The 25,488-nt window shown below is 71.7% G+C and carries 22 protein-coding genes; 16 read left to right on the top strand and 6 right to left on the bottom strand.

Going from position 1 to position 25,488, the window contains the following annotated elements; genetic code table 11:
• Window positions 1–147 precede the first annotated feature (147 nt).
• From K7I03_RS24055 to K7I03_RS24035, 5 genes are all read left to right on the top strand, one after another.
• Window positions 148–1,674: a leucyl aminopeptidase gene (locus K7I03_RS24055; protein ID WP_185940461.1), complete on the top strand. Its 1,527-nt coding sequence runs from the start codon at window positions 148–150 to the stop codon at window positions 1,672–1,674.
• Window positions 1,675–2,000: 326 nt separating this feature from the next.
• Complete coding sequence (gene lpdA / locus K7I03_RS24050) at window positions 2,001–3,389, top strand: dihydrolipoyl dehydrogenase (protein WP_185940462.1); 1,389 nt, start codon at window positions 2,001–2,003, stop codon at window positions 3,387–3,389.
• A 47-nt stretch (window positions 3,390–3,436) separates the two neighbouring features.
• Window positions 3,437–5,215, top strand: coding sequence for a 2-oxoglutarate dehydrogenase, E2 component, dihydrolipoamide succinyltransferase (gene sucB, locus K7I03_RS24045; protein WP_185940463.1), 1,779 nt, complete (start codon window positions 3,437–3,439; stop codon window positions 5,213–5,215).
• A 124-nt stretch (window positions 5,216–5,339) separates the two neighbouring features.
• Window positions 5,340–5,963 (top strand): GntR family transcriptional regulator, encoded by a 624-nt coding sequence (locus K7I03_RS24040; protein WP_185940464.1) that lies wholly within the window; start codon window positions 5,340–5,342, stop codon window positions 5,961–5,963.
• Between the two features lie 200 nt (window positions 5,964–6,163).
• Window positions 6,164–7,147: a helix-turn-helix transcriptional regulator gene (locus K7I03_RS24035; RefSeq protein WP_185940465.1), complete on the top strand. Its 984-nt coding sequence runs from the start codon at window positions 6,164–6,166 to the stop codon at window positions 7,145–7,147.
• Between the two features lie 213 nt (window positions 7,148–7,360).
• Here K7I03_RS24035 and K7I03_RS24030 read toward each other — a convergent pair whose 3' ends face one another.
• Complete coding sequence (locus K7I03_RS24030; RefSeq protein WP_185940466.1) at window positions 7,361–8,284, bottom strand: SDR family oxidoreductase; 924 nt, start codon at window positions 8,282–8,284, stop codon at window positions 7,361–7,363.
• A gap of 164 nt (window positions 8,285–8,448) precedes the next feature.
• Between K7I03_RS24030 and K7I03_RS24025 the strand changes: the two genes are divergently transcribed.
• From K7I03_RS24025 to K7I03_RS24015, 3 genes are all read left to right on the top strand, one after another.
• On the top strand, window positions 8,449–8,967 hold the full coding sequence (locus K7I03_RS24025) for a DUF4240 domain-containing protein (protein WP_185940733.1): 519 nt from the start codon (window positions 8,449–8,451) through the stop codon (window positions 8,965–8,967).
• A 101-nt stretch (window positions 8,968–9,068) separates the two neighbouring features.
• Window positions 9,069–9,983, top strand: coding sequence for a TIGR01777 family oxidoreductase (locus K7I03_RS24020; RefSeq protein WP_185940467.1), 915 nt, complete (start codon window positions 9,069–9,071; stop codon window positions 9,981–9,983).
• Between the two features lie 168 nt (window positions 9,984–10,151).
• A complete protein-coding gene (locus K7I03_RS24015; protein WP_185940468.1) occupies window positions 10,152–11,480 on the top strand; it encodes an NAD(P)/FAD-dependent oxidoreductase in 1,329 nt (442 codons plus the stop codon).
• 186 nt (window positions 11,481–11,666) lie between these two features.
• On the opposite strand, the gene K7I03_RS24010 is transcribed toward K7I03_RS24015, so the two are convergent.
• The gene (locus tag K7I03_RS24010; protein ID WP_185940469.1) at window positions 11,667–13,202 is read right to left on the bottom strand and encodes a regulator; all 1,536 of its coding nucleotides are present in this window, start codon (window positions 13,200–13,202) and stop codon (window positions 11,667–11,669) included.
• 300 nt (window positions 13,203–13,502) lie between these two features.
• On the opposite strand from K7I03_RS24010, the gene lipB reads away from it, so the two are divergent.
• The 4 genes from lipB to K7I03_RS23990 all read left to right on the top strand — a co-directional run bounded on the left by lipB (window position 13,503) and on the right by K7I03_RS23990 (window position 16,652).
• Window positions 13,503–14,285, top strand: a complete 783-nt coding sequence (gene lipB, locus K7I03_RS24005) for a lipoyl(octanoyl) transferase LipB (RefSeq protein WP_185940470.1) — start codon at window positions 13,503–13,505, stop codon at window positions 14,283–14,285.
• Window positions 14,286–14,481: 196 nt separating this feature from the next.
• On the top strand, window positions 14,482–15,420 hold the full coding sequence (gene lipA / locus K7I03_RS24000; RefSeq protein WP_004955063.1) for a lipoyl synthase: 939 nt from the start codon (window positions 14,482–14,484) through the stop codon (window positions 15,418–15,420).
• A gap of 265 nt (window positions 15,421–15,685) precedes the next feature.
• On the top strand, window positions 15,686–15,961 hold the full coding sequence (locus K7I03_RS23995) for an SCO2195 family GlnR-regulated protein (protein WP_185940471.1): 276 nt from the start codon (window positions 15,686–15,688) through the stop codon (window positions 15,959–15,961).
• Window positions 15,962–15,971: 10 nt separating this feature from the next.
• A complete protein-coding gene (locus K7I03_RS23990; protein ID WP_185940472.1) occupies window positions 15,972–16,652 on the top strand; it encodes a DUF4191 domain-containing protein in 681 nt (226 codons plus the stop codon).
• A gap of 102 nt (window positions 16,653–16,754) precedes the next feature.
• Here K7I03_RS23990 and K7I03_RS23985 read toward each other — a convergent pair whose 3' ends face one another.
• Window positions 16,755–17,222, bottom strand: coding sequence for an RDD family protein (locus K7I03_RS23985; protein WP_185940473.1), 468 nt, complete (start codon window positions 17,220–17,222; stop codon window positions 16,755–16,757).
• Between the two features lie 197 nt (window positions 17,223–17,419).
• Here K7I03_RS23985 and glnA point away from each other — a divergent pair, with 197 nt between their 5' ends.
• From glnA to K7I03_RS23970, 3 genes are all read left to right on the top strand, one after another.
• Window positions 17,420–18,829: a type I glutamate--ammonia ligase gene (gene glnA / locus K7I03_RS23980; protein ID WP_185940474.1), complete on the top strand. Its 1,410-nt coding sequence runs from the start codon at window positions 17,420–17,422 to the stop codon at window positions 18,827–18,829.
• Between the two features lie 417 nt (window positions 18,830–19,246).
• Entirely contained in the window at window positions 19,247–19,858 is a 612-nt protein-coding gene (locus K7I03_RS23975) for a DUF4365 domain-containing protein (RefSeq protein ID WP_221902412.1), read from the top strand.
• 1 nt (window position 19,859) lies between these two features.
• Window positions 19,860–20,996 (top strand): hypothetical protein, encoded by a 1,137-nt coding sequence (locus K7I03_RS23970; RefSeq protein ID WP_185940476.1) that lies wholly within the window; start codon window positions 19,860–19,862, stop codon window positions 20,994–20,996.
• A gap of 200 nt (window positions 20,997–21,196) precedes the next feature.
• Here the strand turns inward: K7I03_RS23970 and K7I03_RS23965 are convergent, their stop codons facing one another.
• Both K7I03_RS23965 and K7I03_RS23960 read right to left on the bottom strand, forming a co-directional pair.
• Window positions 21,197–22,594 (bottom strand): phosphatase PAP2 family protein, encoded by a 1,398-nt coding sequence (locus tag K7I03_RS23965; RefSeq protein WP_224347193.1) that lies wholly within the window; start codon window positions 22,592–22,594, stop codon window positions 21,197–21,199.
• A gap of 182 nt (window positions 22,595–22,776) precedes the next feature.
• The gene (locus K7I03_RS23960; protein ID WP_185940477.1) at window positions 22,777–23,457 is read right to left on the bottom strand and encodes a transglycosylase SLT domain-containing protein; all 681 of its coding nucleotides are present in this window, start codon (window positions 23,455–23,457) and stop codon (window positions 22,777–22,779) included.
• Window positions 23,458–23,819: 362 nt separating this feature from the next.
• Here K7I03_RS23960 and K7I03_RS23955 point away from each other — a divergent pair, with 362 nt between their 5' ends.
• Entirely contained in the window at window positions 23,820–24,353 is a 534-nt protein-coding gene (locus K7I03_RS23955) for an AAA family ATPase (RefSeq protein ID WP_224347192.1), read from the top strand.
• Between the two features lie 165 nt (window positions 24,354–24,518).
• On the opposite strand, the gene K7I03_RS23950 is transcribed toward K7I03_RS23955, so the two are convergent.
• Window positions 24,519–25,481 carry an NADP-dependent oxidoreductase gene (locus K7I03_RS23950; RefSeq protein ID WP_224347191.1) on the bottom strand — a complete coding sequence of 321 codons (963 nt, stop codon included), beginning with the start codon at window positions 25,479–25,481 and terminating at the stop codon, window positions 24,519–24,521.
• Between the last annotated feature and the right edge of the window lie 7 nt (window positions 25,482–25,488).

The raw sequence follows: 25,488 nt of genomic DNA, 5'->3' as shown, positions 1-25,488 counted from the left end.
GACCGTGCGGGGATAGGCTCGCGGCAGCCCGAAGGCCCGGAACCCGGCGGCGCACACGCGGCGCATACGATGCGCGGTGGCGGCCGGCACGGCCTCGCTGTGCTTCCAAGCCGTGGAAACTCAACGGAAGTAGGGACACCCACCACCGTGACTGCTCTCACTCTCAGCACCTCCGGCGCGGCGACGCTGCGCGCGGACGCCCTCGTCGTCGGTGTCGCCAAGGGCCCGAAGGGTCCCGTCCTCGCGCCCGGCGCCGAGGCCGTCGACCAGGCCTTCGACGGCAAGCTGGCCGCCGTCCTGGAGACCCTCGGCGCCTCCGGCGAGGAGGGCGAGGTCACCAAGCTCCCGGCCCCGGCGGGCGTCAAGGCCGCCGTCGTGGTCGCCGCCGGCCTCGGCGGCGTCCCCGCCAAGGGCGACGGCTACGAGGGTGAGGCGCTGCGCCGCGCCGCGGGCGCCGCCGCCCGTGCCCTCACCGGGACGAAGAAGGCGGCCTTCGCGCTGCCCGTGACCGACGCGGACGACGCCGCGGCCATCGGTGAGGGCGCCCTGCTGGGCGCGTACTCCTTCACCGCCTTCCGCAGCAACGGCGGCGGCAAGGGCGCGTCGAAGAAGGGCGAGCCGCTGGCCGACGCGGTGATCCTGGGCGGCAAGCCGCGCGACAAGGCGTTCAAGGCCGCGATCGAGCGCGCCACCGTCGTGGCCGCCGAGGTCAACCGCGCCCGCGACCTGATCAACACCCCGTCGAACGCCCTCCACCCGGCCGCGTTCGCCGCCCTCGCCCAGGAGGCCGCCAAGGAGCACGGCCTCACGATCGAGGTGCTGGACGAGAAGGCGCTGATCAAGGGCGGTTACGGCGGTCTGATGGGCGTCGGCCAGGGCTCGGCCAACCCGCCGCGGCTGGTCCGCCTCGGCTACACCCACCCCAAGGCGGAGAAGAACCTCGCCCTGGTCGGCAAGGGCATCACCTACGACTCGGGCGGCATCTCGCTCAAGCCGGCCGGCCACAACGAGACCATGAAGTGCGACATGAGCGGCGCCGCCGCCGTGTTCTCCGCCGTGCTGGCCGCCGCCAAGCTGGGCCTGCGCGTCAACGTCACCGGCTGGCTGGCCCTCGCGGAGAACATGCCGTCCGGCACGGCCACCCGTCCGGGCGACGTGCTGACCATGTACAGCGGCAAGACCGTCGAGGTCCTCAACACCGACGCCGAGGGCCGGCTGGTGCTCGCCGACGCCCTGACCCGGGCCTCGGAGGAGCAGCCCGACGCGATCGTGGACGTCGCCACCCTGACGGGGGCCATGGTCCTCGCCCTGGGCGACCGCACCTTCGGCGTCATGGCCAACGACGACGCGTTCCGCACCGCCGTGTACGAGATCGCCGAGTCCACCGGTGAGCAGGCGTGGCCCATGCCGATGCCCGCCGAGCTGCGCAAGACGATGGACTCCCCGGTCGCGGACATCGCCAACATGGGCGTCCGCAACGGCGGCGGCCTGATCGCCGGCCTGTTCCTCCAGGAGTTCGTGGGCGAGGGCATCACCTGGGCGCACCTGGACATCGCCGGCCCGGCCTTCCACGAGAGCGCCCCCTACGGGTACACCCCCAAGGGCGGCACCGGCTCCGCCGTCCGTACGCTCGTCCGGCTGGCCGAGCGCACCGCCGAGGGCGACCTGGGCTGAGCTCCGGGCCCGCGTCGGCCCCCTTCGCGAAACCGCCGCGCGGCCCCGGGAATGCGTCCGGGGCCGCGCGGCGTTCGCTCAGGACGAACGCCCCGTGTCACCGCGCCGGTGGACATCCCTACGCGCGAGTAACCCCTCGAAGGTGACGCATCAGTCGTCCCTCAGCCCGGCCCGGCGTCCCGCCGTCCGTCAACAAGTGCGAAGATGTTGTCTCGGCAGGACAGGGCCCCCAGTAATCACAGGGCCGAAGCAAAAGCGGCCGAACGACAGCCGCCGCCCGGTCATCGACGACCGGCAACGGCGTACCCATGCATGGAGGACGTGACGTGGCGAACGACGCCAGCACCGTTTTCGACCTAGTGATCCTCGGAGGCGGTAGCGGCGGTTACGCCGCTGCCCTGCGTGGAGCGCAGCTGGGTCTCGACGTCGCCCTGATCGAGAAGGACAAGCTGGGCGGCACCTGCCTGCACCGCGGCTGCATCCCCACCAAGGCTCTGCTGCACGCCGGCGAGGTCGCCGACTCCGCCCGCGAGAGCGAGCAGTTCGGCGTCAAGGCGTCCTTCGAGGGCATCGACATCGCGGGCGTCCACAAGTACAAGGACGACGTGATCTCGGGCCTGTACAAGGGTCTGCAGGGCCTGGTCGCCTCGCGCAAGGTCACCTACATCACCGGCGAGGGCCGCCTGTCCTCCCCCACGTCCGTCGACGTGAACGGGCAGCGCGTCGAGGGCCGCCACGTCCTGCTGGCGACCGGCTCCGTGCCGAAGTCCCTGCCGGGCCTGACCATCGACGGCGAGCGCGTCATCTCCTCGGACCACGCGCTGGTCCTGGACCGCGTCCCGAAGTCCGCGATCGTGCTGGGCGGCGGCGTCATCGGCGTCGAGTTCGCCTCCGCGTGGAAGTCCTTCGGCACCGACGTCACCATCGTCGAAGCGCTCCCCCACCTCGTCCCGGTCGAGGACGAGAACAGCTCGAAGCTGCTGGAGCGCGCCTTCCGCAAGCGCGGCATCAACTTCTCCCTGGGCTCCCGCTTCTCCGGCGTGGAGTACACCGCCGACGGTGTCAAGGTCTCGCTGGAGAACGGCAAGACCTTCGAGGCCGAGCTGCTGCTCGTCGCCGTCGGCCGCGGCCCGGTCTCCCAGGGCCTGGGCTACGAGGAGGCCGGGGTCGCGATGGACCGCGGCTACGTCCTCGTGGACGAGTACATGCGCACCAACGTGCCGACCATCTCGGCCGTCGGCGACCTGGTCCCGACCCTCCAGCTCGCGCACGTCGGCTTCGCGGAGGGCATCCTGGTGGCGGAGCGGCTGGCCGGGCTCAAGCCCGTCCCGGTCGACTACGACGGCGTGCCGCGCGTCACGTACTGCCACCCGGAGGTCGCCTCCGTCGGTATCACCGAGGCGAAGGCCAAGGAGCTGTACGGCGCCGACAAGGTCGTCGCCCTGAAGTACAACCTCGCGGGCAACGGCAAGAGCAAGATCCTCAAGACCGCGGGCGAGATCAAGCTCGTCCAGGTCAAGGACGGTGCCGTGGTCGGCGTCCACATGGTCGGCGACCGCATGGGCGAGCAGGTCGGTGAGGCCCAGCTGATCTACAACTGGGAGGCCCTGCCCGCCGAGGTCGCGCAGCTGATCCACGCGCACCCGACGCAGAACGAGGCTCTGGGCGAGGCCCACCTGGCCCTGGCCGGCAAGCCGCTGCACTCGCACGACTGAGTCCCGAGCGCACCCCTATCCCACTACCCGTAAGGAGCAACCGCACCATGGCGGTTTCCGTAACCCTGCCGGCGCTCGGCGAGAGCGTGTCCGAGGGCACCGTCACTCGCTGGCTCAAGGCCGAAGGTGACCGTGTGGAGGTCGACGAGCCGCTGCTCGAGGTCTCCACCGACAAGGTCGACACCGAGATCCCGGCGCCCGCGTCCGGCGTCCTCGCCTCCATCAAGGTGGCCGAGGACGAGACGGTGGAGGTCGGCTCCGAGCTGGCCATCATCGACGACGGCTCCGGCGCCCCCGCCGCGGCCGCCGCCCCGGCCGCCGCCGAGGCTCCGGCCGCCGAGCCCGCCCCGGCGCCCGCCGCCGAGGCCCCCGCCGCGCCGGCTCCGGCCGCCGAGGCCCCCGCTGCCGCCGCTCCGGCGGGTGGCGCCACCGGTACCGACGTCGTGCTGCCCGCGCTGGGCGAGTCGGTCACCGAGGGCACCGTCACCCGCTGGCTGAAGGAGGTCGGCGAGGAGGTCTCCGAGGACGAGCCGCTGCTCGAGGTCTCGACCGACAAGGTCGACACCGAGATCCCGGCCCCGGCCTCCGGCGTCCTGCTGGAGATCGTCGTCGGCGAGGACGAGGTCGCCGAGGTCGGCGCCAAGCTCGCCGTGATCGGTGCCGCGGGTGCCGCTCCGGCCCCGGCCGCCGCCCCCGCCCCGGCTGCCCCGGCCGCCGCTCCGGCTCCGGCCGCTCCGGCTGCCGCCCCGGCCGCCCCCGCGGCTCCGGCTGCCCCCGCGGCCCCCGCCGCGCCGGCTCCGGCCCCGGCCCCTGCCCCGCAGGCTCCGGCCGCTCCGGCTCCGGCCCCGGCCGCCCCCGCGGCTCCGGCCGCCCAGGCCCCGGCCGCCGCCGTGGCCAACGCCGAGGGCGCCTACGTGACCCCGCTCGTCCGCAAGCTCGCCGCCGAGAGCGGCGTCGACCTCGCGGGCGTCCAGGGCACCGGCGTCGGTGGCCGCATCCGCAAGCAGGACGTCCTGGCCGCCGCCGAGGCCGCCAAGGCCGCGCCGGCCCCGGCCGCTCCCGCTGCCGCCGCCGCTCCCAAGGCCCCGGCCCTGGAGGCGTCCCCGCTGCGCGGTCAGACGGTCAAGATGCCGCGCATGCGCAAGGTCATCGCCGACAACATGATGAAGGCGCTGCACGGCCAGGCCCAGCTCAGCTCCGTGATCGAGGTGGACATCACCAAGATCATGCGGATGCGCGCCAAGGCCAAGGACGGCTTCGCCGCCCGCGAGGGCGTCAAGCTCTCCCCGATGCCGTTCTTCGTCAAGGCCGCCGTCCAGGCGCTGAAGGCCCACCCGGTCATCAACGCCCGGATCAACGAGGACGAGAACACCATCACCTACTTCGACTCCGAGAACGTCGGCATCGCCGTCGACTCGGAGAAGGGCCTGATGACCCCGGTCATCAAGGGTGCGGGTGACCTCAACATCGCGGGCATCGCCAAGAAGACGGCGGAGCTGGCGGGCAAGGTCCGTACCGGCAAGATCAGCCCGGACGAGATGTCCGGCGCGACCTTCACGATCAGCAACACCGGCTCGCGCGGTGCGCTGTTCGACACGGTCATCGTGCCCCCGAACCAGGTCGCGATCCTGGGCATCGGCGCCACGGTGAAGCGTCCGGTCGTCATCGAGACCGCCGAGGGCACCACCATCGGCGTCCGCGACATGACGTACGTGACGCTCTCCTACGACCACCGCCTGGTGGACGGTGCCGACGCGGCCCGCTACCTGACGACGGTCAAGGCGATCCTGGAGGCCGCCGAGTTCGAGACCGAGATCGGTCTCTGATCCCGGCTCCCGCCACCTGCTGAGCGGCGCGGCCCCGGCCCCGTACTCCGGTACGGGCCGGGGCCGCGCCGTTTCCCTCACCCGGATAATGGCCGGGCGAACGTCCGGCCGCCGAGGAGCGCCCATGTCACCACCCGTCGTCCACTCTTTGCGCGAGCAGATCCGCGAACACATCCTGGAGGGGATCGTCAGCGGCCGGTGGCAGCCGGGCGAGCGCATCGTCGAGCGGCGGATCGCCTCGGAGCTGCTGGTCAGCCAGACGCCGGTGCGCGAGGCGCTGCGCGAGCTGGAGTCGCTGCGGCTGATCGAGTCGTCCCCGAACAAGGGCGTCCGGGTCCGCGAGCTCACCGCCGCCGACCTCAAGGAGAGCTATCCGGTCCGCGCGGGCCTGGAGCAGGTCGCCGCCGAGCTGGCGGCCGAGGCGCTGGCCGAGGACGCGTCGGCGCTCGACCGGGAGGTCGAGCCGCTGTACGAGGCGGACCGGCGGGGTGACCGCGAGGCCCAGGTGCGGCACACGGTGGCCTTCCACCGCGAGATCGTGCTGGCCTCCGGCAACTCCGTGCTCCTGCACACCTGGGAGTCGCTGGGCATCGAGGTGTGGACGACGCTCTCGATCCGCTGGCTGAGCCCGCGCCCGACGGCGCACGCCGAGGACCACGCGGAGCTGGTGGCGGCGTTCCGCAGGCGGGACCCGCGGATCGGGGAGCTGCTGCGGACCCATGTACTGGGTTGCGCCCCGCAAATCTGACGGAGGACCCCGGTCCGGTTGATCGATCATCGATCAGGGCGTATCGTCTCCGCGGAGCCGCCCGCGCGCCCTGTCCTGTGTCGCGGAGCGGCTCAGGGGTGACGACAGGTCCTCGTCCGTCGACCGATGCCCTGGCTGGGCGTACGGGTACCTGTCGTCGTCCCCTGATGACTTCTTTCTCGTCACGGCATCATGGGCGCATGCGAGCGGCCCGCCTGATCAAACTCGTCCTGCTGCTGCAGTCCCGCGCGTCCATGACGGGCGGCGAACTGGCCCGGCGACTGGAGGTCTCCGAGCGCACGGTCGCCCGGGACGTCCTCGCCCTCTCCGAGGCCGGCATACCCGTCTACGCCGACCGCGGCCGCACCGGCGGCTACCGCCTGGTCGGCGGCTACCGCACCCGCCTCACCGGCCTCGGCCGCACCGAGGCCGAAGCCCTCTTCCTCTCCGGCGTGCCGTCCGCCCTCCGCGAGATGGGCCTCGCCGACGCCGCCTCCGCCGCCCGCCTCAAGGTCTCCGCGGCCCTCCTCCCCGAACTCGGCGACGCCCCGGCGACCGCCGCCCAGCGCTTCCACCTGGACGCGCCCGGCTGGTGGCAGCCGGCCGATCCCCCGCCCCTGCTCCCCGCCGTCGCGGAAGCCGTCTGGGACGACCGCCCGCTGACCGCCCGCTACGGGCGGCGGGACGGCACGGAGGCGGAACGGGAGCTGGAACCGTACGGCCTCGTCCTCAAGGCCGGCGTCTGGTACCTGATCGCCCACGTCACCGCCGACCGCCCCGGCCACCGCGTCTACCGGGTGGACCGCTTCACCGCCGTCGCGGCGGGCACCGGGCACTTCGACCGGGACGAATCCTTCGACCTGTCCGCCTTCTGGGAGGAGCGGGCCGCGCAGTTCGCGCGCTCGCTACTGCGCGAGACCGTCGTCCTGCGGCTGACCCCGGAGGGCGCGCGCCGGCTCCCGTACGTCACGGACCGGCAGGCCGGGCGGGACACGGTGGAGGGGGCGGGGGCGGCGGACGCGGCGGGGTGGATCACGGTGACGCTGCCTGTCGAGTCGCTCGATGTCGCCCAGGAGCAGTTGCTGGCGCTGGGGCCGGAGGCGGAGGTGGTGGAGCCGGCGGAGTTGCGGGGGCGGTTCGCGGAGGCGGCTCGGAGGAGTGCGGGGTTGTATGGGGTGGGGTGAGGTGCCCCGGTCCCTCCCCCAGAGGGGGCACCCCCATTCGCCGTTTCCTGGGGCTGCGCCCCAGACCCCCTTGTCCTCAAACGCCGGACGGGCTGGAAAACCAGCCCGTCCGGCGTTTGAGGACCTCGCGGCGAAGCCGCGATGCGGGGTCTGGGGGCTTGCCCCCAGGAATCGGCGAAGGGGCGGGCCTGGGGCACAGCCCGCCGCAGGCGCCTACCGATACGCCTCCGCCGTCCCCTCCCGCCCCCCGAACACCACGTCCGTGAAGTACCCGAGACAGTCCGGCTGCGACCCGTCCACATCGGTCACTCCGTAATGAGCGGCAAGCTCGCCGCCGAACCGCGCCTGCCCGTTCCACCGCCCCCGCTCCGGGTCGCCGGCGAGAGCGGCGACCACCCGCCCCAGATACGCCGGCGACTCGGCGATCGCGAAGTGCGGCTCCTTGGCGACCGCGTCCCGCCAGTTCGCCTCGGTCACCCCGAAGTGCTCCAGCATCTCCTCGGACCGCAGGAACCCGGGGCTGAGGCAGACCGCCGTCCCCTCGTACGGCTCCAGCTCCCGGGCCAGTGCCCAGGCCATCCGGGCCGGCGCGAACTTGGCGAGGTCGAAGACCATGTTCCCCCGGTAGTGGTCGGTGTTGAACTCCGGCGTCCCGTCCGTGATCTCCACGACCAGCCCACCCGCCCGCCGGATGAGCAGCGGCAGCGCACAGTGGCTGGTGATCAGATGCGCGTCCTGCGCCAGCCGCAGCATCCGCAGCGCCCGCTCCATCTTCAGGTCCCACACCCGGGTCTCGAACTCCAGCAGGTGGTCGCCGCCCCAGACGTCGTTGACGAGCACGTCGAGCCGGCCGTGGTCCCGGTCGATGCGTTCGACGAGCGCCTTGACCTGGTCGATCTCCAGGTGGTCGACCTGGACGGCGATGCCCGTGCCGCCCGCCGCCGTGACCAGCTCGGCCGTCTCCTCGATGGTCTCGGGCCGGCCGACCTCGCTGCGCTGTCCGCGCGTGGTGCGGCCGGTGGCGTAGACCACGGCCCCGGCCCGGCCGAGTTCGACCGCCATGGCCCGGCCCGCTCCCCGCGTGGCGCCCGCGACCAGTGCGACCTTGCCTTCGAGTGCCCTCGTTCCGGCGTTCACGTTCGTGTCGTCCCCTTCCGATCCGTCCCGTCGTCACGGCACCCCCGCGCGACAGGAGGAACGGTGCCATGAATACCGGACACCTCCTGTCGTGATTTCTCGTCCGCCCCACACGAGCCCCTCCACGTGCGTCCTGGCAGGCCAGGACGGATGCTGTTGCCGTGATGGACGAGACGGAGTTCTGGCAGCTGATCGACGAGACGCGGGCCGAGGCCGGCGGTGATCCCGAGGACCACGCCGATCTGCTGGTCGAGCGGCTGATGCGGCTCGACCCCGACCGCGTCACGGACTTCGCCCGGCACTTCGAGGTGCGCTACAACCGCGCCTACCAGTGGGACCTGTGGTGCGCGGCGGCCGTGCTGCTCGGCGGGGCGGGCGACGACGCGTTCGACTTCTTCCGCTGCTGGCTGATCGGCCAGGGCCGGCACGTCTTCGAGGGGGCCCTGCACGATCCGGACCGTCTCGCCGAGCTGCTCGACGACTTCGACGAGGAGGCGGACGGGGACGGCGAGGACCTCGGTTACGCGGCCGAGGAGGCGTACGAGCAGCTCACCGGCGCCGAGCTGCCGGACCTGGCGCTGCCGCCCGCGCCGGCCGAGCCGCAGGGGACCCCGCTCGACCTGGCGGACGAGGACGCGCTGGCCGAACGCTTCCCCGCGCTGTGGGAGCGCTTCCGGTCGTGACGGCCGTCGTCCGGTCCACGCGCAAGCAACGGCCCGTCGGGCGTGGACCCGACCCGCTCCCGTCGGGCGTGAACCCGGAACACCCGGGAAAGGTGTGACCCATGCGCATCGCCCTCACCGGCTCGACCGGCCTCATCGGTACGGCGCTCATCCGCTCGTTGGAGGCGGACGGCCACCGCGTCACGCGGTTCGTGCGCCGTACGCCCCGGGGCGAGGGCGAGGCCGAGTGGGACCCGAAACGGCAGCGGGTGGACACCCGCGCGCTGGCCGGCTGCGACGCGGTGGTGCACCTCGCGGGCGCCGGCGTGGGGGCGCACCGTTGGACGGAGGCGTATAAACGGGAGATCCGCGAGAGCCGGGTGCTCGGCACGGCGGCGGTCGCCGAGGCGGTCGCGTGCCTCGACACCCCGCCGCGGGTGCTGGTGAGCGCGAGCGCCACCGGCTTCTACGGAGACGCGGGCGACCGCGTCCTCGACGAGGACTCCCCGCCCGGCCGCGGGTTCCTGGCCGGGGTCTGCCAGGAGTGGGAGGCGGCCACGGCCCCCGCCGCCGAGGCGGGCGTACGGACGGTGCTGATCCGGACCGGGCTGGTGGTGAGCCGGAGCGGTGGCGCCTGGGGCCGGATGTTCCCGCTGTTCCGGCTGGGGCTGGGCGGGCCCCTTGGGAACGGCCGCCAGTACTGGAGCTTCATCTCCCTGCGCGACCACATCGCCGCCGTACGCCATCTGCTGGACACCCCGGAACTGTCCGGTCCGGTGAACCTGACCGCGCCCGAGCCGGTCACCAACCGCGGGGTGGCCCGGACGATGGGGCGCGTACTGCGCCGTCCGGCGCTGTTTCCCGCGCCCGCCCCGGCGCTCCGGCTGGTGCTGGGGGAGCTCGCGTCGGACGTGCTGTCCAGCCAACGGGTCGTGCCGAGACGACTGCTGGACTCGGGCTTCCGGTTCGCGCACCCGGACGTCGAGAGCGCCGTCCGCGCGGCTCTCACCCCCGGGGACCGCGCTTCCGCCCGATGATTGACCGCCCCGGAACCGTAACCGTGCGACCGCCGTGCGACCGTGCTCTATCCGTGCGCGACTGTTATTGACCGGAATTCTCTCTACGGTCGAGGCGAACTCGCGCATTGCGCCAGCCGGTTGGGGGCATCACGCCCCCGAGCGAGCGGACCGACCCCGGGAGGCCACGTGGCCAGCAGCGCACGCCACACCGCACACCACGCCGATGTCGTCATCGTCGGAGCCGGCCTCGCCGGGCTCTCGGCAGCACACCAACTGACCAACGCCGGCGTCGGCGTCACCGTCCTGGAGGCCGCGGACCGGCCGGGCGGGCGGATGGCGACGGACCGGATCGACGGCTTCCGGCTGGACCGTTCCGGCCAGCTGCTCAACACCGCCTTCCCCGACCTGCGGCGCACCCCCGGCCTCGGTGCCCTCGCCCTGCGGCCCTTCCTGCCGGGCGTCCTGGTCCACGCCGACGGCCGCAACCACCGGATCGGCGGCGAAGCGCGCGGCGCCAAGAGGGCGTTCACCACCGCCCGTGCCCTGGCCACGGCCGCCCGCGCCTCCCGGGCCACCGGCCTCGACCAGGCCCGGCTCGACGCGGCGCTCGCCCGGCTCGCCGCGCTGCCCACCGACCGGCTGCTGGCCCGCCCGGACCGCCCGACGGCCGCCACCCTCGCCGGCCGCGGCCTGCCGGCCCGTACGATCGAGGGCTTCCTCCGCCCGCTGCTGGCCTCTCTGCTGTCCGACCCCGAACTCACCACGTCCAGCCGCTGCGCCGACCTCGTCCTGCGCGGCTTCGCCCGCGGCCGGCTCTGCCTCCCGGCGGGCGGGGCGGGCACGATGGCCGAGCTGCTGGCGGGATTGCTGCCGCCGGGGACGGTCCGGACGGGCGTCCGGGCCACCTCCGCGGACATCACCTCCGTCACGACCGCCGACCACGGTGAGATCGGCTGCCGCTCGGTGATCGTCGCCACCGGCGCCCGGGCCGCCGCCGACCTGCTGCCCGGCCTCCGGCTGCCCGGCTTCCACCCGGTGACGGTGCTTCACCACACGGCCGCCGAGGCCCCGCCGTGCGACGCCGCCCTGATCGTGACGGGCGGCCGGGGCGGCCCCGTCGCCCACACCACCGTCGCCAGCGAGGTCGACCCCGACCGGGCCCCCACCGGCCGCGTCCTCATCACCTCCACCGTCCTCGGCCGCGCGGCGGGCACACCGGTGCCCGAACTCGACCGCACGGCGCGGACGCAGCTGGCCCGGGTGTACGGCCTCGCCCCCGACGACTTCGAGCTGCTGACCGCCCATCACGACGCGGACGCCGTTCCGGCCATGCCGGCGCCGCACGATGTGCGGCGGCCGGTGCGGTTGTTGTCCGGGTTGTACGTGTGCGGGGATCACCGCGACACGAGTACGGTCCAGGGGGCCCTGTTCTCGGGGCGGCGGGCGGCGCACGCGCTGCTGCGGGATCTGGGGATCCGGCCGGAGCAGGACGCTCAGGCGCTGCGCGTGGCGTAGGGGGGTTGCCCCTGTCCCGCCCTTTCACCGTTTCTTCCAGGGCTCCGCCCCCGGACCCCGGCATCGCGGCTTCGCCGCGAGGTCCTCAAGCGCCGGACGGGCTGAAATCAGCCCGTCCGGCGCTTGAGGACAGCGCCCGCAGGGCGCTTGGGGGGTGGGGGGCTCAGCCCCCCGCAGGGGAACCCCCTACAACACCGCCACCTTCTCCCGGTACCCCCGAACCGCCGCCGCGTCCCGATAGGGATCGAGCCGCCGCTCGAACTCCCGCACATACTCCACGGCCCGAACCGACCGCATCTCGGCCGCCGCCTGCGCCGCCTCCACCCCCAGCGCGCACGCCTGCTCCAGCTCCCCGAGCCCCAGCCGCGCAGCGGCCAGCACCACCCGGCAGAAGAGCCTGCTCCGCGCGTACGCGGGTGCCCGGAGCTGCAGCGACCGCTCCGCGTGCTGCGCGGCCGCCCGCCACTGCTGCAGATCCCGGTGGCAGTGCGCGAACTCGTCCGCGAGCTCCGCCTCGTCGAAGAAGCGGATCCAGTACGGCACGTCGTCCGAGGGCCGGGCCGTCTCCAGTGCCCGTTCGGCGCGGGCGAGGGAGGCGGAGCAGGCCCGTACCTCGCCGAGCACCGCGTGCCCGCGCGCCTCCACCGCGTGCAGCAGGGACTGCACGACGGGGGGTGCGCCGGACCCGACGCCCTGCTGGGCGACGCGGGCGAGCTGGACCGCCTCCCGGCCGTGGCCGAGGTAGACGGCCTGGCGGCTCATGGTCACCAGGACATAGCTGCCGTACGCCCGGTCGCCCGCGGCCTGTGCCAGGCGCAGCGCCTGGACGTAGTACCGCTGGGCGAGCCCGTGGGCGGCGATGTCGTACGAGGTCCACCCGGCGAGCCGGGTGAGGTCCGCGGCGGCGCCGAAGAGCCGGCGTCCCGTGGTCTCGCCGTACGTGCCGCGCAGCATCGGCTCGGCCTCGTGCTCCAGGTAGCGGACGAGCGCCTGCCGCGCGTGCCCGCCGCCGTACGCGTGGTCGAGGGTGCGGAAGAGCTCGCCGACGGAGCGCAGGGCCGCGATGTCGCCCATGGAGACGCGGCTCCCGGGCGCCCGTTCGGCGCGCTGCCGGGGGACCAGCGTCCGGCCCGTCGGTCTCTCGCCGATCCGGCCGCCGCCCTCGCCGGGTGGCGGGGGCCCGCCCGTGCCCGGCCCCTGGGCGCCGGGGGCGCCCGGTGTACCGGGTGCGCCGGGGGGTCCGGCGGCCCCGGGGGGCGGGGCGGGTGTACGGGCCACCCGGTCGTCGGCGCGTCCGATCAGCCAGTCGCGGCTGGGCACCACCAGCCCCGCGGGCGTGAACGCGATTTTGCGCAGCTCGGTGTGGCTGCCGGAGTCCTTGCGCCACAAGCCGCTCACGATGTCAATGGCCTCCGCCGGCGACGCGGCGAATTCCAGCCCCGCGTACACCGGCGCACACGCGTCGAGCCCAAGGTCCTGCGCGGACAGCCGCCGTCCCAGCCGCCGGGTGAAGACCTCGGCGATCAACGCCGGTGTCGTGCCGCGCGGCTGCTGGCCGCGGAGCCACCGGGTGACGGAGGTCTTGTCGTAGCGCAGGTCGAGGCCGTGCTCCAGCCCTAATTGATCGACGCGACGTGCGAGCCCCGCGTTGGAGAAGCCGGCCTCCGCGATGAGCGCGGCTAGCTGGCGGTTGGGAATGCGCTGTGGGGGTCGTTCCGTCATCAACCTGCCCGGTCTCCCTGATCGCCATTCTGGGAACGGCGTGAATTTAGCGGTCCCCGCCGCCCTGAACGCCGCCTTCGCCCCGCATTCATCCGATCGTGTGAGGACAGATCAGAGACAGATCAAATAGGCACGGAAAAGCGCCGCCAGACGATCTTGTAAGGGGCTCGACCGCAGCCCATTCGGAGGTCGCCGTACAGTGGCCTGGGCACGGCGTACGCGTCCGGGACGTTCGCGTCCGCCGGTGCCAGGGGTCCGGAGCGGACCCGCGAGGACGGGAAGACGGGAACAGGAGCTGCCGTGAGTGAGCTGCGCTTTGTCCATCTGGGCTTCGGGGCGGACGCCGTCGAGTACCAGGAGGCGTGGCAGGAGCAGCGCCGCGTCCACGCGGCCCGGTTCGCGGACGAGATCCCGGACACCTGCCTGATGGTGGAGCACCCGGCGGTCTACACGGCCGGACGGCGCACGGAGGACAGCGAGCGCCCCCTGGACGGGACGCCGGTCGTCGACGTGGACCGCGGCGGCAAGATCACCTGGCATGGCCCGGGCCAGCTCGTCGGCTACCCGATCCTCAAGCTCCCGCGCCCGGTGGACGTCATCGCGCACGTCCGCCGGCTGGAGGAGGCCCTGATCCGGGCCTGCGCGGAGTTCGGACTGGCCACCACCCGGGTCGAGGGCCGCAGCGGCGTCTGGGTCCTCGGCGAGGCGCGCGAGCGGCTCGCGGCCAGCGGCCTGCAGCTGGACCTCGCGGCCCCCCGCCCGGCGGACGACGAGTTCGACCCGCGCCTCAGCGGCCCCGAGTACGCCCCCTCCAACGCCGGCCAGCGCGGCGAGGACCGCAAGCTCGCCGCGATCGGCATCCGCATCGCCAAGGGCGTCACCATGCACGGCTTCGCCCTGAACTGCGACCCCGACAACACCTGGTTCGACCGCATCGTGCCGTGCGGCATCCGGGACGCCGGAGTGACGTCGCTCTCGAACGAGCTGGGCCGGCGGGTCACCGTCGGCGAGGTGCTGCCCGTCGTGGAGAAGCACCTGCGGGAGGTCCTGGAGACGGCCGAGCCGCTGCCGCGGGCGGTGTAGCGGGCCGGGCCGCGGGATGGCGACGGCCGGTTTCGGCCACCTGACGCCACCGTCACGTCCGCGCCCCCAGGGGCCGCCGCCCCGCCCCCCTCCGGGAATGCCACCGCCGTCTCGCCGGTTCCCCGGGCGTAAGAACATCAGAACGAACGGGCGTACCCTGGTGTCCGCCGAAGAATCGAAGTCATAGGGAGCCGGAGTGTCCGCTGTCGCACCCGACGGACGCAAGATGCTGCGCCTTGAGGTCCGGAACGCCCAGACCCCCATCGAGCGCAAGCCCGAATGGATCAAGACCCGGGCGAAGATGGGCCCCGAGTACACCGAGCTCCAGGGTCTGGTGAAGCGCGAGGGCCTGCACACGGTGTGCCAGGAAGCGGGCTGTCCCAACATCTACGAGTGCTGGGAGGACCGCGAGGCGACGTTCCTCATCGGCGGCGACCAGTGCACCCGGCGCTGTGACTTCTGCCAGATCGACACCGGCAAGCCGCAGGCCCTGGACCGCGACGAGCCCCGCCGCGTGGCCGAATCCGTACGGTCCATGGAGCTCAAGTACGCGACGATCACCGGCGTGGCCCGCGACGACCTGGAGGACGGCGGCGCCTGGCTGTACGCCGAGACCGTCCGCCAGATCCACGGCCTGATGCCGGACACCGGCGTCGAGCTGCTGATCCCCGACTTCAACGCCAAGCCCGACCAGCTGGCCGAGGTCTTCTCGTCCCGCCCCGAGGTGCTGGCGCACAACGTCGAGACGGTCCCCCGGATCTTCAAGCGCATCCGCCCCGGCTTCCGCTACGAGCGCTCGCTGGAGGTCATCACCAAGGCCCGCGAGGCCGGCCTGGTGACGAAGTCCAACCTGATCCTCGGCATGGGCGAGGAGCGCGAGGAGATCACCCAGGCCCTCCGCGACCTCCACGAGGCGGGTTGCGAACTCATCACGATCACCCAGTACCTGCGCCCGTCGCCGCGCCACCACCCGGTGGAGCGGTGGGTGAAGCCGCAGGAGTTCGTGGAGCTCCAGCAGGAGGCCGAGGAGATCGGCTACGCCGGCGTGATGTCGGGTCCGCTGGTCCGCTCGTCGTACCGGGCGGGGCGGCTGTACCGCCAGGCGATCGAGAAGCGGAGCGAGGCGGCGGCGTAAGCGCCCCCTGTCGTCTTGTCGTCCGACGCGGCCCGACCGGCCCCCCTTCCCGCCCGGGAGGCCCCGGTCGGGCCGCGTCAACGTTTCATAGTCTTTGACCAGCCCGTCACGCGCCGGTAACACCGGTGGGTAACGATGTGCGCACGAACAGTCGTACCCCTGTCAGACTTGTACACGAGCACAACCGCGCACGAAAGCACCGCTCGCACCGACCGCTCCGCCCGCTCCCCCACCTCTCACCCTTCCGCCCACGAGAGGACACGACATGCAGGCCGCGCCCGCCCGCGCGACGACGGCGACCGCCGCGCACTCCTTCTCCGCCCTGCCTTCCACGCTGGCCGTCCGGCCGCCCTCGGTGACGGGCGCGCTGCTGGCCCTGGAACGCCTGCTGCTGCGCGGCGGCCAGCGCACCGCCCGCCGCAACGCGTGGACCGCGGTCCTGGAGGACCGCCGCCGGGCCAAGGACCGGCGCGAGGCCCAGCACCTCCTGGAGACCGCGGTCCTGGAGGCCGCGGCGGCCCCCGGCCCGCAGGACACGTAAACTTCGCCATATGGCGAGGAAGGAAACATCCGAGAACCCCGGGCGACTGAAGCAGATCGCCCTGACCTACAAGATGACCAAGAAGGTCGATTCGAAGGTCGGTCTTGTCGTCGCGGGCGTGGGCATTGTCACCTTCGGTGTCCTCCTCGCCATCGGCTTCTTGATCGACCACCCGATCTACCTGGGCATCCTGGGCTTCCTGCTGGCCTTCCTCGCGATGGCGATCGTCTTCGGCCGCCGTGCCGAGCGTGCCGCCTTCGGGCAGATGGAGGGCCAGCCGGGCGCCGCGGCCGCGGTGCTGGACAACATCGGCCGCGGCTGGACGACGACGCCCGCGGTGGCGATGAACCGCAACCAGGACGTCGTCCACCGCTCGGTCGGCAAGGCCGGCATCGTCCTGGTCGGCGAGGGCAACCCGAACCGGCTGAAGGGCCTGCTGGCCGCCGAGAAGAAGCGGATGGCGCGCATCGTCGCGGACGTGCCGGTGCACGACGTCGTGGTGGGCAACGGCGAGGGCCAGGTGCCGCTGAAGAAGCTGCGCACCACCCTGCTGAAGCTGCCCCGGGTGCTGCCGGGCGCGCAGGTGACGGTCGTGAACGACCGGCTGCGGGCGCTGGGCGACCTGATGAGCAACATGCCGATCCCGAAGGGTCCGATGCCGAAGGGCATGCGGATGCCGAAGGGCCGCTGACGCGACTGACACGGCCGCAGCGAAAGGCGCGGGCGCGATGAGGGCGGGGCGGGACCGACACGGTCCCGCCCCGCCCTCATTCCATCGTCCTGTGGTGTTCTCTCAGATCCGCACCTGAACGGCCTTGGCGAGCCGGTCGTGCAGCCCGCGGGTGTCCCGGTCCCAGATGACGGCCGGGATGACGATCACGAGGAGCACGCTGCGCAGCAGGGCCCTGGGGAACGTCAGCCGGTCGCCGCTCTCCCCGATGACCCGGATGCGGAGCAGTCGCTTCCCGGGGGTGAAGCCGACCGTGCCGACGGTGAGCACGCTGAGCAGGAAGAAGACCAGCAGCGCCCAGTTGCCGGCCCGGTGGATCTCCCCCCGGGCGAAGAGGCCGTAGGCGATGAGCATGCTCAGGCCCCAGTCGATGAAGATGGCGGAGAACCGCCGTCCGAGCGGGGCGACGGAGCCCGGCCCGTGCTCCGGCAGCCCGAGTTGCTCCCCGCGATAGCCGAAGTCGATGCCCATCTGCTCCGCCGCCGCGCGGGGTCCGGAGAGCCACGAGCCGATTGCCTGCCTTTTGTCCACCCGTCCACGGTACTGGGAAGGCTTGCGATCACCGCGGGCCGGGTAGGCGCCAACGCGATTCGATGATCATTCCGCGGCGCTCCGGTTAACCTCGGCGAAACAAATGGGTCATGCTTGGGAAATCCGGTCTCTCTAGGGTCGGCCGCAGCACCACCGAAGCAATCCCCGACCGCTGGCGGCCGGGCTAGGAGGGTTGGATGTTCCAGAACGGCGACGACGCCAAGAAGTTCATCAAGGACGAGGACGTCAAGTTCGTCGATGTCCGTTTCTGTGACCTGCCGGGTGTGATGCAGCACTTCACCATTCCGGCGGCGGCGTTCGACCCCGAGGAGGAGCTGGCCTTCGACGGCTCGTCCATCCGCGGTTTCCAGGCCATCCACGAGTCCGACATGGCCCTGCGCGCCGACCTCTCCACGGCGCGCGTGGACCCGTTCCGCCGGGACAAGACCCTCAACATCAACTTCTTCATCCACGACCCGATCACCGGCGAGCAGTACAGCCGTGACCCGCGGAACGTGGCGAAGAAGGCCGAGGCGTACCTCGCGTCCACCGGCATCGCGGACACCGCGTTCTTCGGCCCCGAGGCCGAGTTCTACGTCTTCGACAACGTCCGTTTCGAGACGTCGGCGAACCAGTCCTTCTACCACATCGACTCCGAGGCCGGCGCCTGGAACACCGGTGCGGTGGAGAACAACCGCGGCTACAAGGTCCGCTACAAGGGCGGCTACTTCCCGGCCCCGCCGGTCGACCACTTCGCCGACCTGCGCGCCGAGATCTCCCTGGAGCTGGACAAGGCCGGCCTCCAGGTCGAGCGCCAGCACCACGAGGTGGGCACCGCCGGCCAGGCGGAGATCAACTACAAGTTCAACACCCTCCTCGCCGCCGCCGACGACCTGATGCTCTTCAAGTACATCGTGAAGAACGTCGCCTGGCGCAACGGCAAGACCGCCACCTTCATGCCCAAGCCGATCTTCGGCGACAACGGCTCCGGTATGCACGTCCACCAGTCCCTGTGGACCGGCGGCGAGCCCCTCTTCTACGACGAGCAGGGCTACGCGGGCCTCTCCGACACCGCCCGCTACTACATCGGCGGCATCCTCAAGCACGCCCCGTCGCTGCTGGCCTTCACCAACCCGACGGTGAACTCGTACCACCGCCTGGTCCCCGGCTTCGAGGCCCCGGTCAACCTGGTCTACTCGCAGCGCAACCGCTCCGCCGCGATGCGCATCCCGATCACGGGCTCCAACCCGAAGGCCAAGCGCGTCGAGTTCCGCGCCCCGGACCCGTCCTCCAACCCGTACCTCGCCTTCTCGGCCCTCCTCCTGGCCGGCCTCGACGGCGTCAAGAACAAGATCGAGCCCGCCGAGCCGATCGACAAGGACCTCTACGAGCTCGCCCCCGACGAGCACGCCAACGTCCCCCAGGTCCCCACCTCCCTCCCCGCCGTCCTCGAAGCCCTTGAGGCCGACAACGAGTACCTCCAGGCCGGCGGCGTCTTCACGTCCGACCTGATCGAGACCTGGATCGACTACAAGCGCACCAACGAAATCGCCCCGATGCAGCTGCGGCCGCACCCGCACGAGTTCGAGCTGTACTTCGACATCTAGGAGGCGGGGCCGGGCGCGCACCGCCCGGCCCTTTTCTTGGCGCAAGGCCACTGCGAGGGCCGCTACCCGATAGCCGGGTAGCGGCCCTCGGCCGGTTATCGGTACAGCGGCCGGCTTCCCGCCCGGGGCGGCACGGGTCGAGCAGGCCTTTCGTCGAGCAGGCCCTGTTCGGCGAGGTCTCATCGGTGGGCTGCCGCCGATGTCGGTACTGCAAGGTGAAGGCCGACCGGGGCGACGACGACATCGGGGCTACCCCCGCCCGAGGACCATGCTTGTCGCACGCCCGCCTCGTACAACTCGTCGCTGCGGCCCGATCAGCACTCGGTGTTCGCGATGGGCACAGCACCCGATGTCAGAGCCTTCTGGTATCCCTAGAGGCAATGGATCGCTTGTTCGATTCAAGGGGGGATGTAACGCATGCGCGACCTCAACCACAACATCGTCTGTCGCAAGGTCACACGAGCCCTATTCCCCGGTGATCCTCACAGGACTATCCTCACGATCACTCGACGGGGAGGGGATCGGGTGACAGCGGAGGCGACAAGCTGGCAGAAGGAGCAGGTCAGTCGCGCTTACGTGCATGCCCTTGCCACACAGGGCGGTTACACGATCTGTGACTGGAATGTGGACAAGGACGGAGTCGATATCACTCTCCGTTCAGGCGGATTGATGGTCGACATCCAACTGAAGTGCACTCAGAAGCCACGCTCCGTTCGTGGCGGATTCAGCTTCGACCTGGACATCGAGACGTACGACAAGTTGCGAGCACCCGACCGCTCAGCGCCCGGCCACCTCGCCTTATTGATCGTCCCACCGGACATCGACAGGTGGGTGACCCACCAGCCGGACTCGATCGTCTTGGCCTGCCACGGCTACTGGGCATCACTTCAAGGTCAGAAAGCGGCGAACAGCAGCGTCACGACAGCGATTCACCTCCCCGAGCACCAGCTGCTCACCGTGAGCGCCATGAGCACCATGTTCGATGCGGCGCGCCGTATGACCGGCGTCGGCAGCTGGGGGGTGAACTGACATGGTGCAAGTGAAGCCCGACTTCGGCCCCGGAGAGATCCGGAGTTACCTCAAAGTGTCCGGCTGGTCCCCCGTCTCAGGTAGTGAACTGGCCGAACTGTGGCGCTTCCGAGACTGTGAGGACAAGGTCGTCCTGGTCCCGATGAAGCCGGGAGCCCCCGACTTCGCGAAGCGCACCAACATTCTTCTCAGTGACGTCTCCCGGCTCGAATCCCGCGATGTACGCACTGTGCACGATGCAATCGCCACCGTCTACCACGACGTCACCGACCTCAGGGCTTCCCACCCTTCCCTCAGCGATGGCTCCATCCCCCTGGAAGCAGGGTACGAGCTGTTCATGTCCGCCAAGCGGCTTCGCGTGGCCTCTGCCGCTGCCTCGATTCGCCGTCAGGGGCACTTCCGCAACTTCCCGTTGCGCGCCAAGGACCAGGCCCGCGAGGTCCGGCTGGGACAGACTCGCCGCGGTTCCTACATCGTGCCGATCATTAGTCAGGCCAGGTCCCCAGAGGACGTCTACGTGCCTCAGCAGGAACACATCGACATCGAGATCGAGGAAACCCTCTTCGACAGGCGCGTGACGGCGACCATGTCCCGGGCGCTTGGCGTGTTGGAACAAATGGCGAGCTCGGAACGCCGTCCCACGGGTAGCGAGATCGCGGACTCGGTCGGTGAGGGGGTCTCGTACGAGCTTTGCCGAGCCCTCAGCAAGGTCGTCAACGCCGAATCGGTCGCCGCGTTGGACATCACGTTCAATTGGTCCCGGGTTGCCTCGCCTCCCCCGGGATCGTCCAACCGCGTGGAGTTCAACCGCGATGCCATCGAGATCGTCGATGAAGTCTCCAACAGGCTGAAATCCCAGCTCTACACGCATGAGCACGTGCTTTACGGAGTCATCACCGACCTCAGCCGGCGCCCTGATGAGGCGACTGGCCGCGTGGGCATCGAGACGTTGATCAAACGCCGCCGGAGGACCGTATGGTTCGATCTTGCAGATGAGCCCTACCACCTAGCAGTGCGCTGTCACGACACGGGTACTCCGGTGAGAGCGCAGGGCGTGCTTGCGAGCCCGCCAGGCGGCATCGCCACCATGGAGGTCAGTCACTTCGGGCCGGACCGCTCCCTGGGGACGGACGCATGAGCTCAGGGCTCGGCTCCTGCCGACGGCACACCATGTGCGCTGGAGTGCGCCGAGCCAGGCAGGGAAGCGTAATTCCACTGGTCAAAAGGCTCTGCCGCCTCAACCTCTAGGGAGCGAGGCAGCGCTCTGAGCGCGCGGCGAGGGCCGCTTCCCGTAGTCGGGGAGCGGCCCTCGCCGTGTGTGCGGTGGGTGCGGGACAGTCAGACCGGTTCTGGCGCCGGTGCGGGCTGGGGTTCTGCGCGCTGGGGTTCCGTGGCGGGTTTTGGGTCCGGGAGGGGGATGAGGGGGTTCGCGTCCCACTGTCTGGTGGTGCGGAGGTAGCCGTAGATGACCGAGAGGGTGGCCAGGATGAGGAGGGGGCCGAAGAGCCAGGGGTTTTCGGCCATCTCCACCGGGAGGAAGCGGTAGGCCAGGAGGAACGCGGTGAAGACTGTGGTGCCGTAGGCGATCAGGAGGATGCCCGAGCGGTCGGGGCCGCGGTCGTAGAGGCGCATGGCCGCCTCGATGGTGAGGGCGAAGACCACGCCGGCGATGACGTCCGAGCCGTAGTGGTAGCCGAAGCCCAGGGTGGCGCTGATGGTGGCGGCCAGCCAGAACGCGCCGCCGTACCGCACCCAGCGGGGGCCCTTGCGGGAGTGGATGAAGATCGCGGTGGCCCAGGCCGTGTGCAGGCTGGGCATGCAGTTGCGCGGGGTGAGGTCGTCGTACGTGAAGGGGTGCGGGATGCCGATCGCCGGCGGGGTGTGCGGCCAGATGTTGGCCGTCGCCCATTCCACGCCGCCGGTGCCGGAGGCGCCCGGGCCGTAGGCGAAGACCGGGCCGACGACCGGGAAGAGCATGTAGATGCCCGGTCCGAGGAGGCCGATCACCAGGAAGGTGCGGATCAGGTGGTGCTGCGGGAAGCGGCGCTCGGCGGCCACGTTGCGGAGCTGGTACAGCGCGAAGACGATCGCGGCCACCGCGAGGTGCGCGTAGACCAGGTCGAGGACGTGCGGGCCGATCGGCTCGGTGGCCTTGAGGATGCGGCCCGCCGCCCACGACGGGTTGCCGAGGGCGTGGTCGGCGGTCGCCACGTACTGGTCGAGCACCTTCGGGCGGGTCTTCCACGTGATCATCAGCCAGGAGTCGCCGACCTTGCGGCCGGCCACCAGCAGCAGGCCCAGTCCGACGCCCTTGAGCAGCAGGGTGCGTTCCCGGCCGGTGCGGCGTGTGAGCGCGATGACCGCGGTGCCCAGCATCACCCACAGCGCGCCGTTGCCGAAGTAGCGGCCGTCGGTCACCTTGACGTCGGCCGCCCACCGCCCCAGCACGAAGACGAGGTCGATGCCGACCGCCCAGGCCGCCGCGATGAGCCGTTGCCGCCAGGTGAGGACCACCATCATCAGCGCCAGGCCGGCGTACAGCGGGCCCGGCTTGGGCGGGAAGACGAGCTCCTTCGCCTGGGTGACCAGCGGGCCCGGCTCGCCGCCGACACGGCGCGCGACGATCTCCAGCACGATGAAGAACGCGAGCGTCACCGCGCCCGCCACGGTCCACAGGATCACCCGTGGTTGCCGCCACGCGGCGAGCTTGTCTCTGCTGCTTATTCGCGCGAACACTCAGGACACTATAGACGTCAACTGTTGCGATGATTTGGTCGGATCTGTGGGGGTGCGGTGCGGTCGGCTACTCCCCGTGACGGGGAGTGCGGTGACCTCGGGCGACGGTGTCACGGCGGGCCGAAGGGCGGCGGCATCCGTTTCCGGTGCCGCCGCCCTCCGGCGTTTTGTTTCGCTCTCCGTCAGTACGCGGAGTTGACGTTGTCCATCGAGCCGTACTTGTCGGCCGCGTAGTTGCAGGACGCGACGATGTTGGCGACCGGGTCCCAGATGTCCCAGGACGTGCCCTCGACGTGGTACGCCTTGAAGGTGGGGTCGATGATCTGCAGCAGACCCTTCGACGGCACACCGTTGACGGCGTTGACGTCCCAGTCGTTGATCGCGTGCGGGTTACCGGTCGACTCCCGCATGATGTTCCGCTTCACACCCTCGTACGAGGCCGGGATGCCCTTGGCCTTCATGATGTCCAGAGCCTGGGAGATCCAGCCCTCCAGGTCGTTGCCGTACGCCTTCGGGGCGGGAGCGGCGGGGGCAGCCGGCTTCCGCATCGGCTTGCGGGCGGTGGAGCGGTTCGCGGTCTGCTTCTCCGCGCGGTCCTTGTCCGCCTTCACCTTCGCCGCCGCCTCGGTCTTCGCCCGGGCCACGGCCTCGTCCGCGTGACGCGCCGCCTCGCCCTGGCCCTGGCCCTCGAACGCCTTGGCCTCGAACGCCACCGGCTTGACCACCGGACGCGCGTCCGCCACGGCCGTACCACCGGAGACCACCGCGAACGCGACCGCGGCGGCACCCGCGGCACCGAGACCGGCGGCGGAGAACTTATGGACCTTGGACAGACGGGTATAGCCGGAGTGGGTGGAACGCATGGAGAGGTGAACCTTTCGGATCGGGGAACCGCGACGGGCCTGGACCGGCGCAAAGAAAAGCGCCGTTCTCGGTCGTACGGCGCCGTGCGGTCCCACCATTCTTAGCGGCGGCCGAAAACCCCGACAAGCACTGTGACCTACTCCCCCGCATCGTTCACCGAGCCGGGAAAGACCCGGAAATCCCCGGGAATTCGGGAACGCCTGGGACTAAAGAAGTCCGTATGTGATCGAGGCCCTATGCGCGGCCTCACAACAGCCGCTCCCCGCCGTCACCGTCCCCTCACCGAGAGGTGCGTGAAAAGGGGGTGCGGGGCTCGGGTGGGCGCGTCAGGATGGCGGCGTCGTCCGAGGGAGGGGATTCCGTGGGTCCTGGCGAGTGTCTGGTCCTTTCCGGGCTGCCCGGGGCCGGGAAGTCGAGTGTGGGGCGGGAGGTGGCCGGGAGGCTGGAGCGGTCGGCGTTGGTGTCCGGGGACGCGGTGGCGGACATGATCGTTCGCGGGCGGGTGAGCGTGGTGCGGCTTCCGGAGCCCGAGGCGCGGCGGCAGCTGCTGCTACGGGCCCGGAACATCTGCTCGCTCGCCGCGAACTTCGCCGACGCGGGCTTCACGGCCGTCGTCGACCACGTCGTCCCCGACCGGGAGGTGCTCGACCTCATGGTCGGGCTGCTCCGGCCGCGGCCGGTGCGGTTCGTCGTGCTCGCGCCGCCGGTCGAGGTATGCCGGGCGCGCAACGCCGCGCGCCCGGAGCGGGAGCGGGTGGACTACGACGTGGCCCCGCTCGACCGGTCGATGCGGCAGCGGCTGGCCGGTGCCGGCTGGTGGCTGGACACGGCGGGGATGACCGTGGAGGAGACGGCCGGGCTGATCCTGGAGCGGCCGGATGGGCTGATTCCGTAGGGGCCGGACGGGCTGATTCCCTAGCGGGCGGATCGGCTGATTCCGTAGGGGGCGGACGGGGTCGATCGTCGTGTCCGCGGGAGGGGTGACGTCCGGGGGCGGCTGCCGGGCCCTCCGTGCCGAGCGGCCCCGGCCCCACCCCGTCACCCCCCGTCACCCAACGCGTCAGTCCGTCACCAGGACCAGCTTCCCCGCCCGCCCTCCGCGCTCCCCCGCCGCATGGGCCGCCGCGGCCTCGGACAGCGGGTAGGTGCCGGCGACCACCGGGCGGAGGCGGCCGGCCGCCGCCAGGTCGGCGAGCGCGGTCATGCCGCCGTGGTCCGCCTCCACGATCATCACCTCGCCCCGGACCCCGGCCGCACGGGCCGCCGCGGCCAGTTCCTCCGTGCCGTGGGGCTGGAGGGAGACGAGGGTGCCGCCGGGGCGGAGGAGAGGGAGGGAGCGGGTGCGGTAGTCGCCGCCTATGGGGTCGAGGACGGCGTCGAACCCGGCGAGCCCGGCCGCCGCGAAGTCCGTCCGCCGGTAGTCGATCAGTTCGTCCGCGCCCAGCTCGCGCAGGAGGGCGTGGTGGGCGCCGCCGGCCGTGCCGGTCACCTGGGCGCCGCGGGCCTTGGCGATCTGGACGGCCAGGTGGCCTACGCCCCCGGCGGCCGCGTGGACCAGCACCCGGTCGCCGGGCCCGACGCCGGCGACGTCCACCAGCGCCTGCCAGGCGGTGAGCCCCGCGAGGGGGAGGGCGGCCGCGTGGACGTGGTCCAGGGCCGCCGGTCTGCGGGCGAACGCGCGCGTCGGACCGACCGCGTACTCGGCGTGCGCCCCCACGCCGTACGGGTGCGGCAGCATGCCGAAGACCTCGTCGCCGGGCCGGAACAGGGTGACGCCGAGGCCGGTCGCCACGACCGTCCCGGAGACGTCCCAGCCCAGGACGAAGGGCGGGTCGCCGAGGAAGGCCGGGGCCGCGCGGTGCTTCCAGTCGGTGGGGTTGAGGCCCGACGCCCGCACCCGGACCAGGATCCGGCCGGGGCCCGGCGCCGGGACGGGCAGCCGGACCTCCTTCAGGACCTCCGGGCCGCCGAAGGCGTCCTGGCTGATCGCCCGCATGGTGGCGGGGAGCGCGCTCGTGTGCATTCCGGCG

The sequence above is a fragment of the Streptomyces mobaraensis genome (assembly GCF_020099395.1).
GTDB lineage: Bacteria > Actinomycetota > Actinomycetes > Streptomycetales > Streptomycetaceae > Streptomyces.
The sequence above is the reverse complement of the archived record's forward strand: the minus strand, read 5'-3'. Positions and strand labels throughout refer to the sequence as shown.

Excerpts from the sequence above, each read along its gene's own strand:
- K7I03_RS24020 (WP_185940467.1), top strand. The coding sequence starts at position 9,069 with ATGCGCATCGCCCTCACCGGCTCGACCGGCCTCATCGGTACGGCGCTC.
- sucB (WP_185940463.1), top strand. The coding sequence starts at position 3,437 with ATGGCGGTTTCCGTAACCCTGCCGGCGCTCGGCGAGAGCGTGTCCGAG.
- K7I03_RS23995 (WP_185940471.1), top strand. The coding sequence starts at position 15,686 with ATGCAGGCCGCGCCCGCCCGCGCGACGACGGCGACCGCCGCGCACTCC.
- glnA (WP_185940474.1), top strand. The coding sequence starts at position 17,420 with ATGTTCCAGAACGGCGACGACGCCAAGAAGTTCATCAAGGACGAGGAC.
- K7I03_RS23975 (WP_221902412.1), top strand. The coding sequence starts at position 19,247 with ATGCGCGACCTCAACCACAACATCGTCTGTCGCAAGGTCACACGAGCC.
- K7I03_RS24025 (WP_185940733.1), top strand. The coding sequence starts at position 8,449 with ATGGACGAGACGGAGTTCTGGCAGCTGATCGACGAGACGCGGGCCGAG.
- K7I03_RS23960 (WP_185940477.1), bottom strand. The coding sequence starts at position 23,457 with ATGCGTTCCACCCACTCCGGCTATACCCGTCTGTCCAAGGTCCATAAG.
- K7I03_RS23990 (WP_185940472.1), top strand. The coding sequence starts at position 15,972 with ATGGCGAGGAAGGAAACATCCGAGAACCCCGGGCGACTGAAGCAGATC.
- K7I03_RS24040 (WP_185940464.1), top strand. The coding sequence starts at position 5,340 with ATGTCACCACCCGTCGTCCACTCTTTGCGCGAGCAGATCCGCGAACAC.
- K7I03_RS24035 (WP_185940465.1), top strand. The coding sequence starts at position 6,164 with ATGCGAGCGGCCCGCCTGATCAAACTCGTCCTGCTGCTGCAGTCCCGC.
- K7I03_RS23950 (WP_224347191.1), bottom strand. The coding sequence starts at position 25,481 with ATGCACACGAGCGCGCTCCCCGCCACCATGCGGGCGATCAGCCAGGAC.
- K7I03_RS23970 (WP_185940476.1), top strand. The coding sequence starts at position 19,860 with ATGGTGCAAGTGAAGCCCGACTTCGGCCCCGGAGAGATCCGGAGTTAC.
- K7I03_RS24010 (WP_185940469.1), bottom strand. The coding sequence starts at position 13,202 with ATGACGGAACGACCCCCACAGCGCATTCCCAACCGCCAGCTAGCCGCG.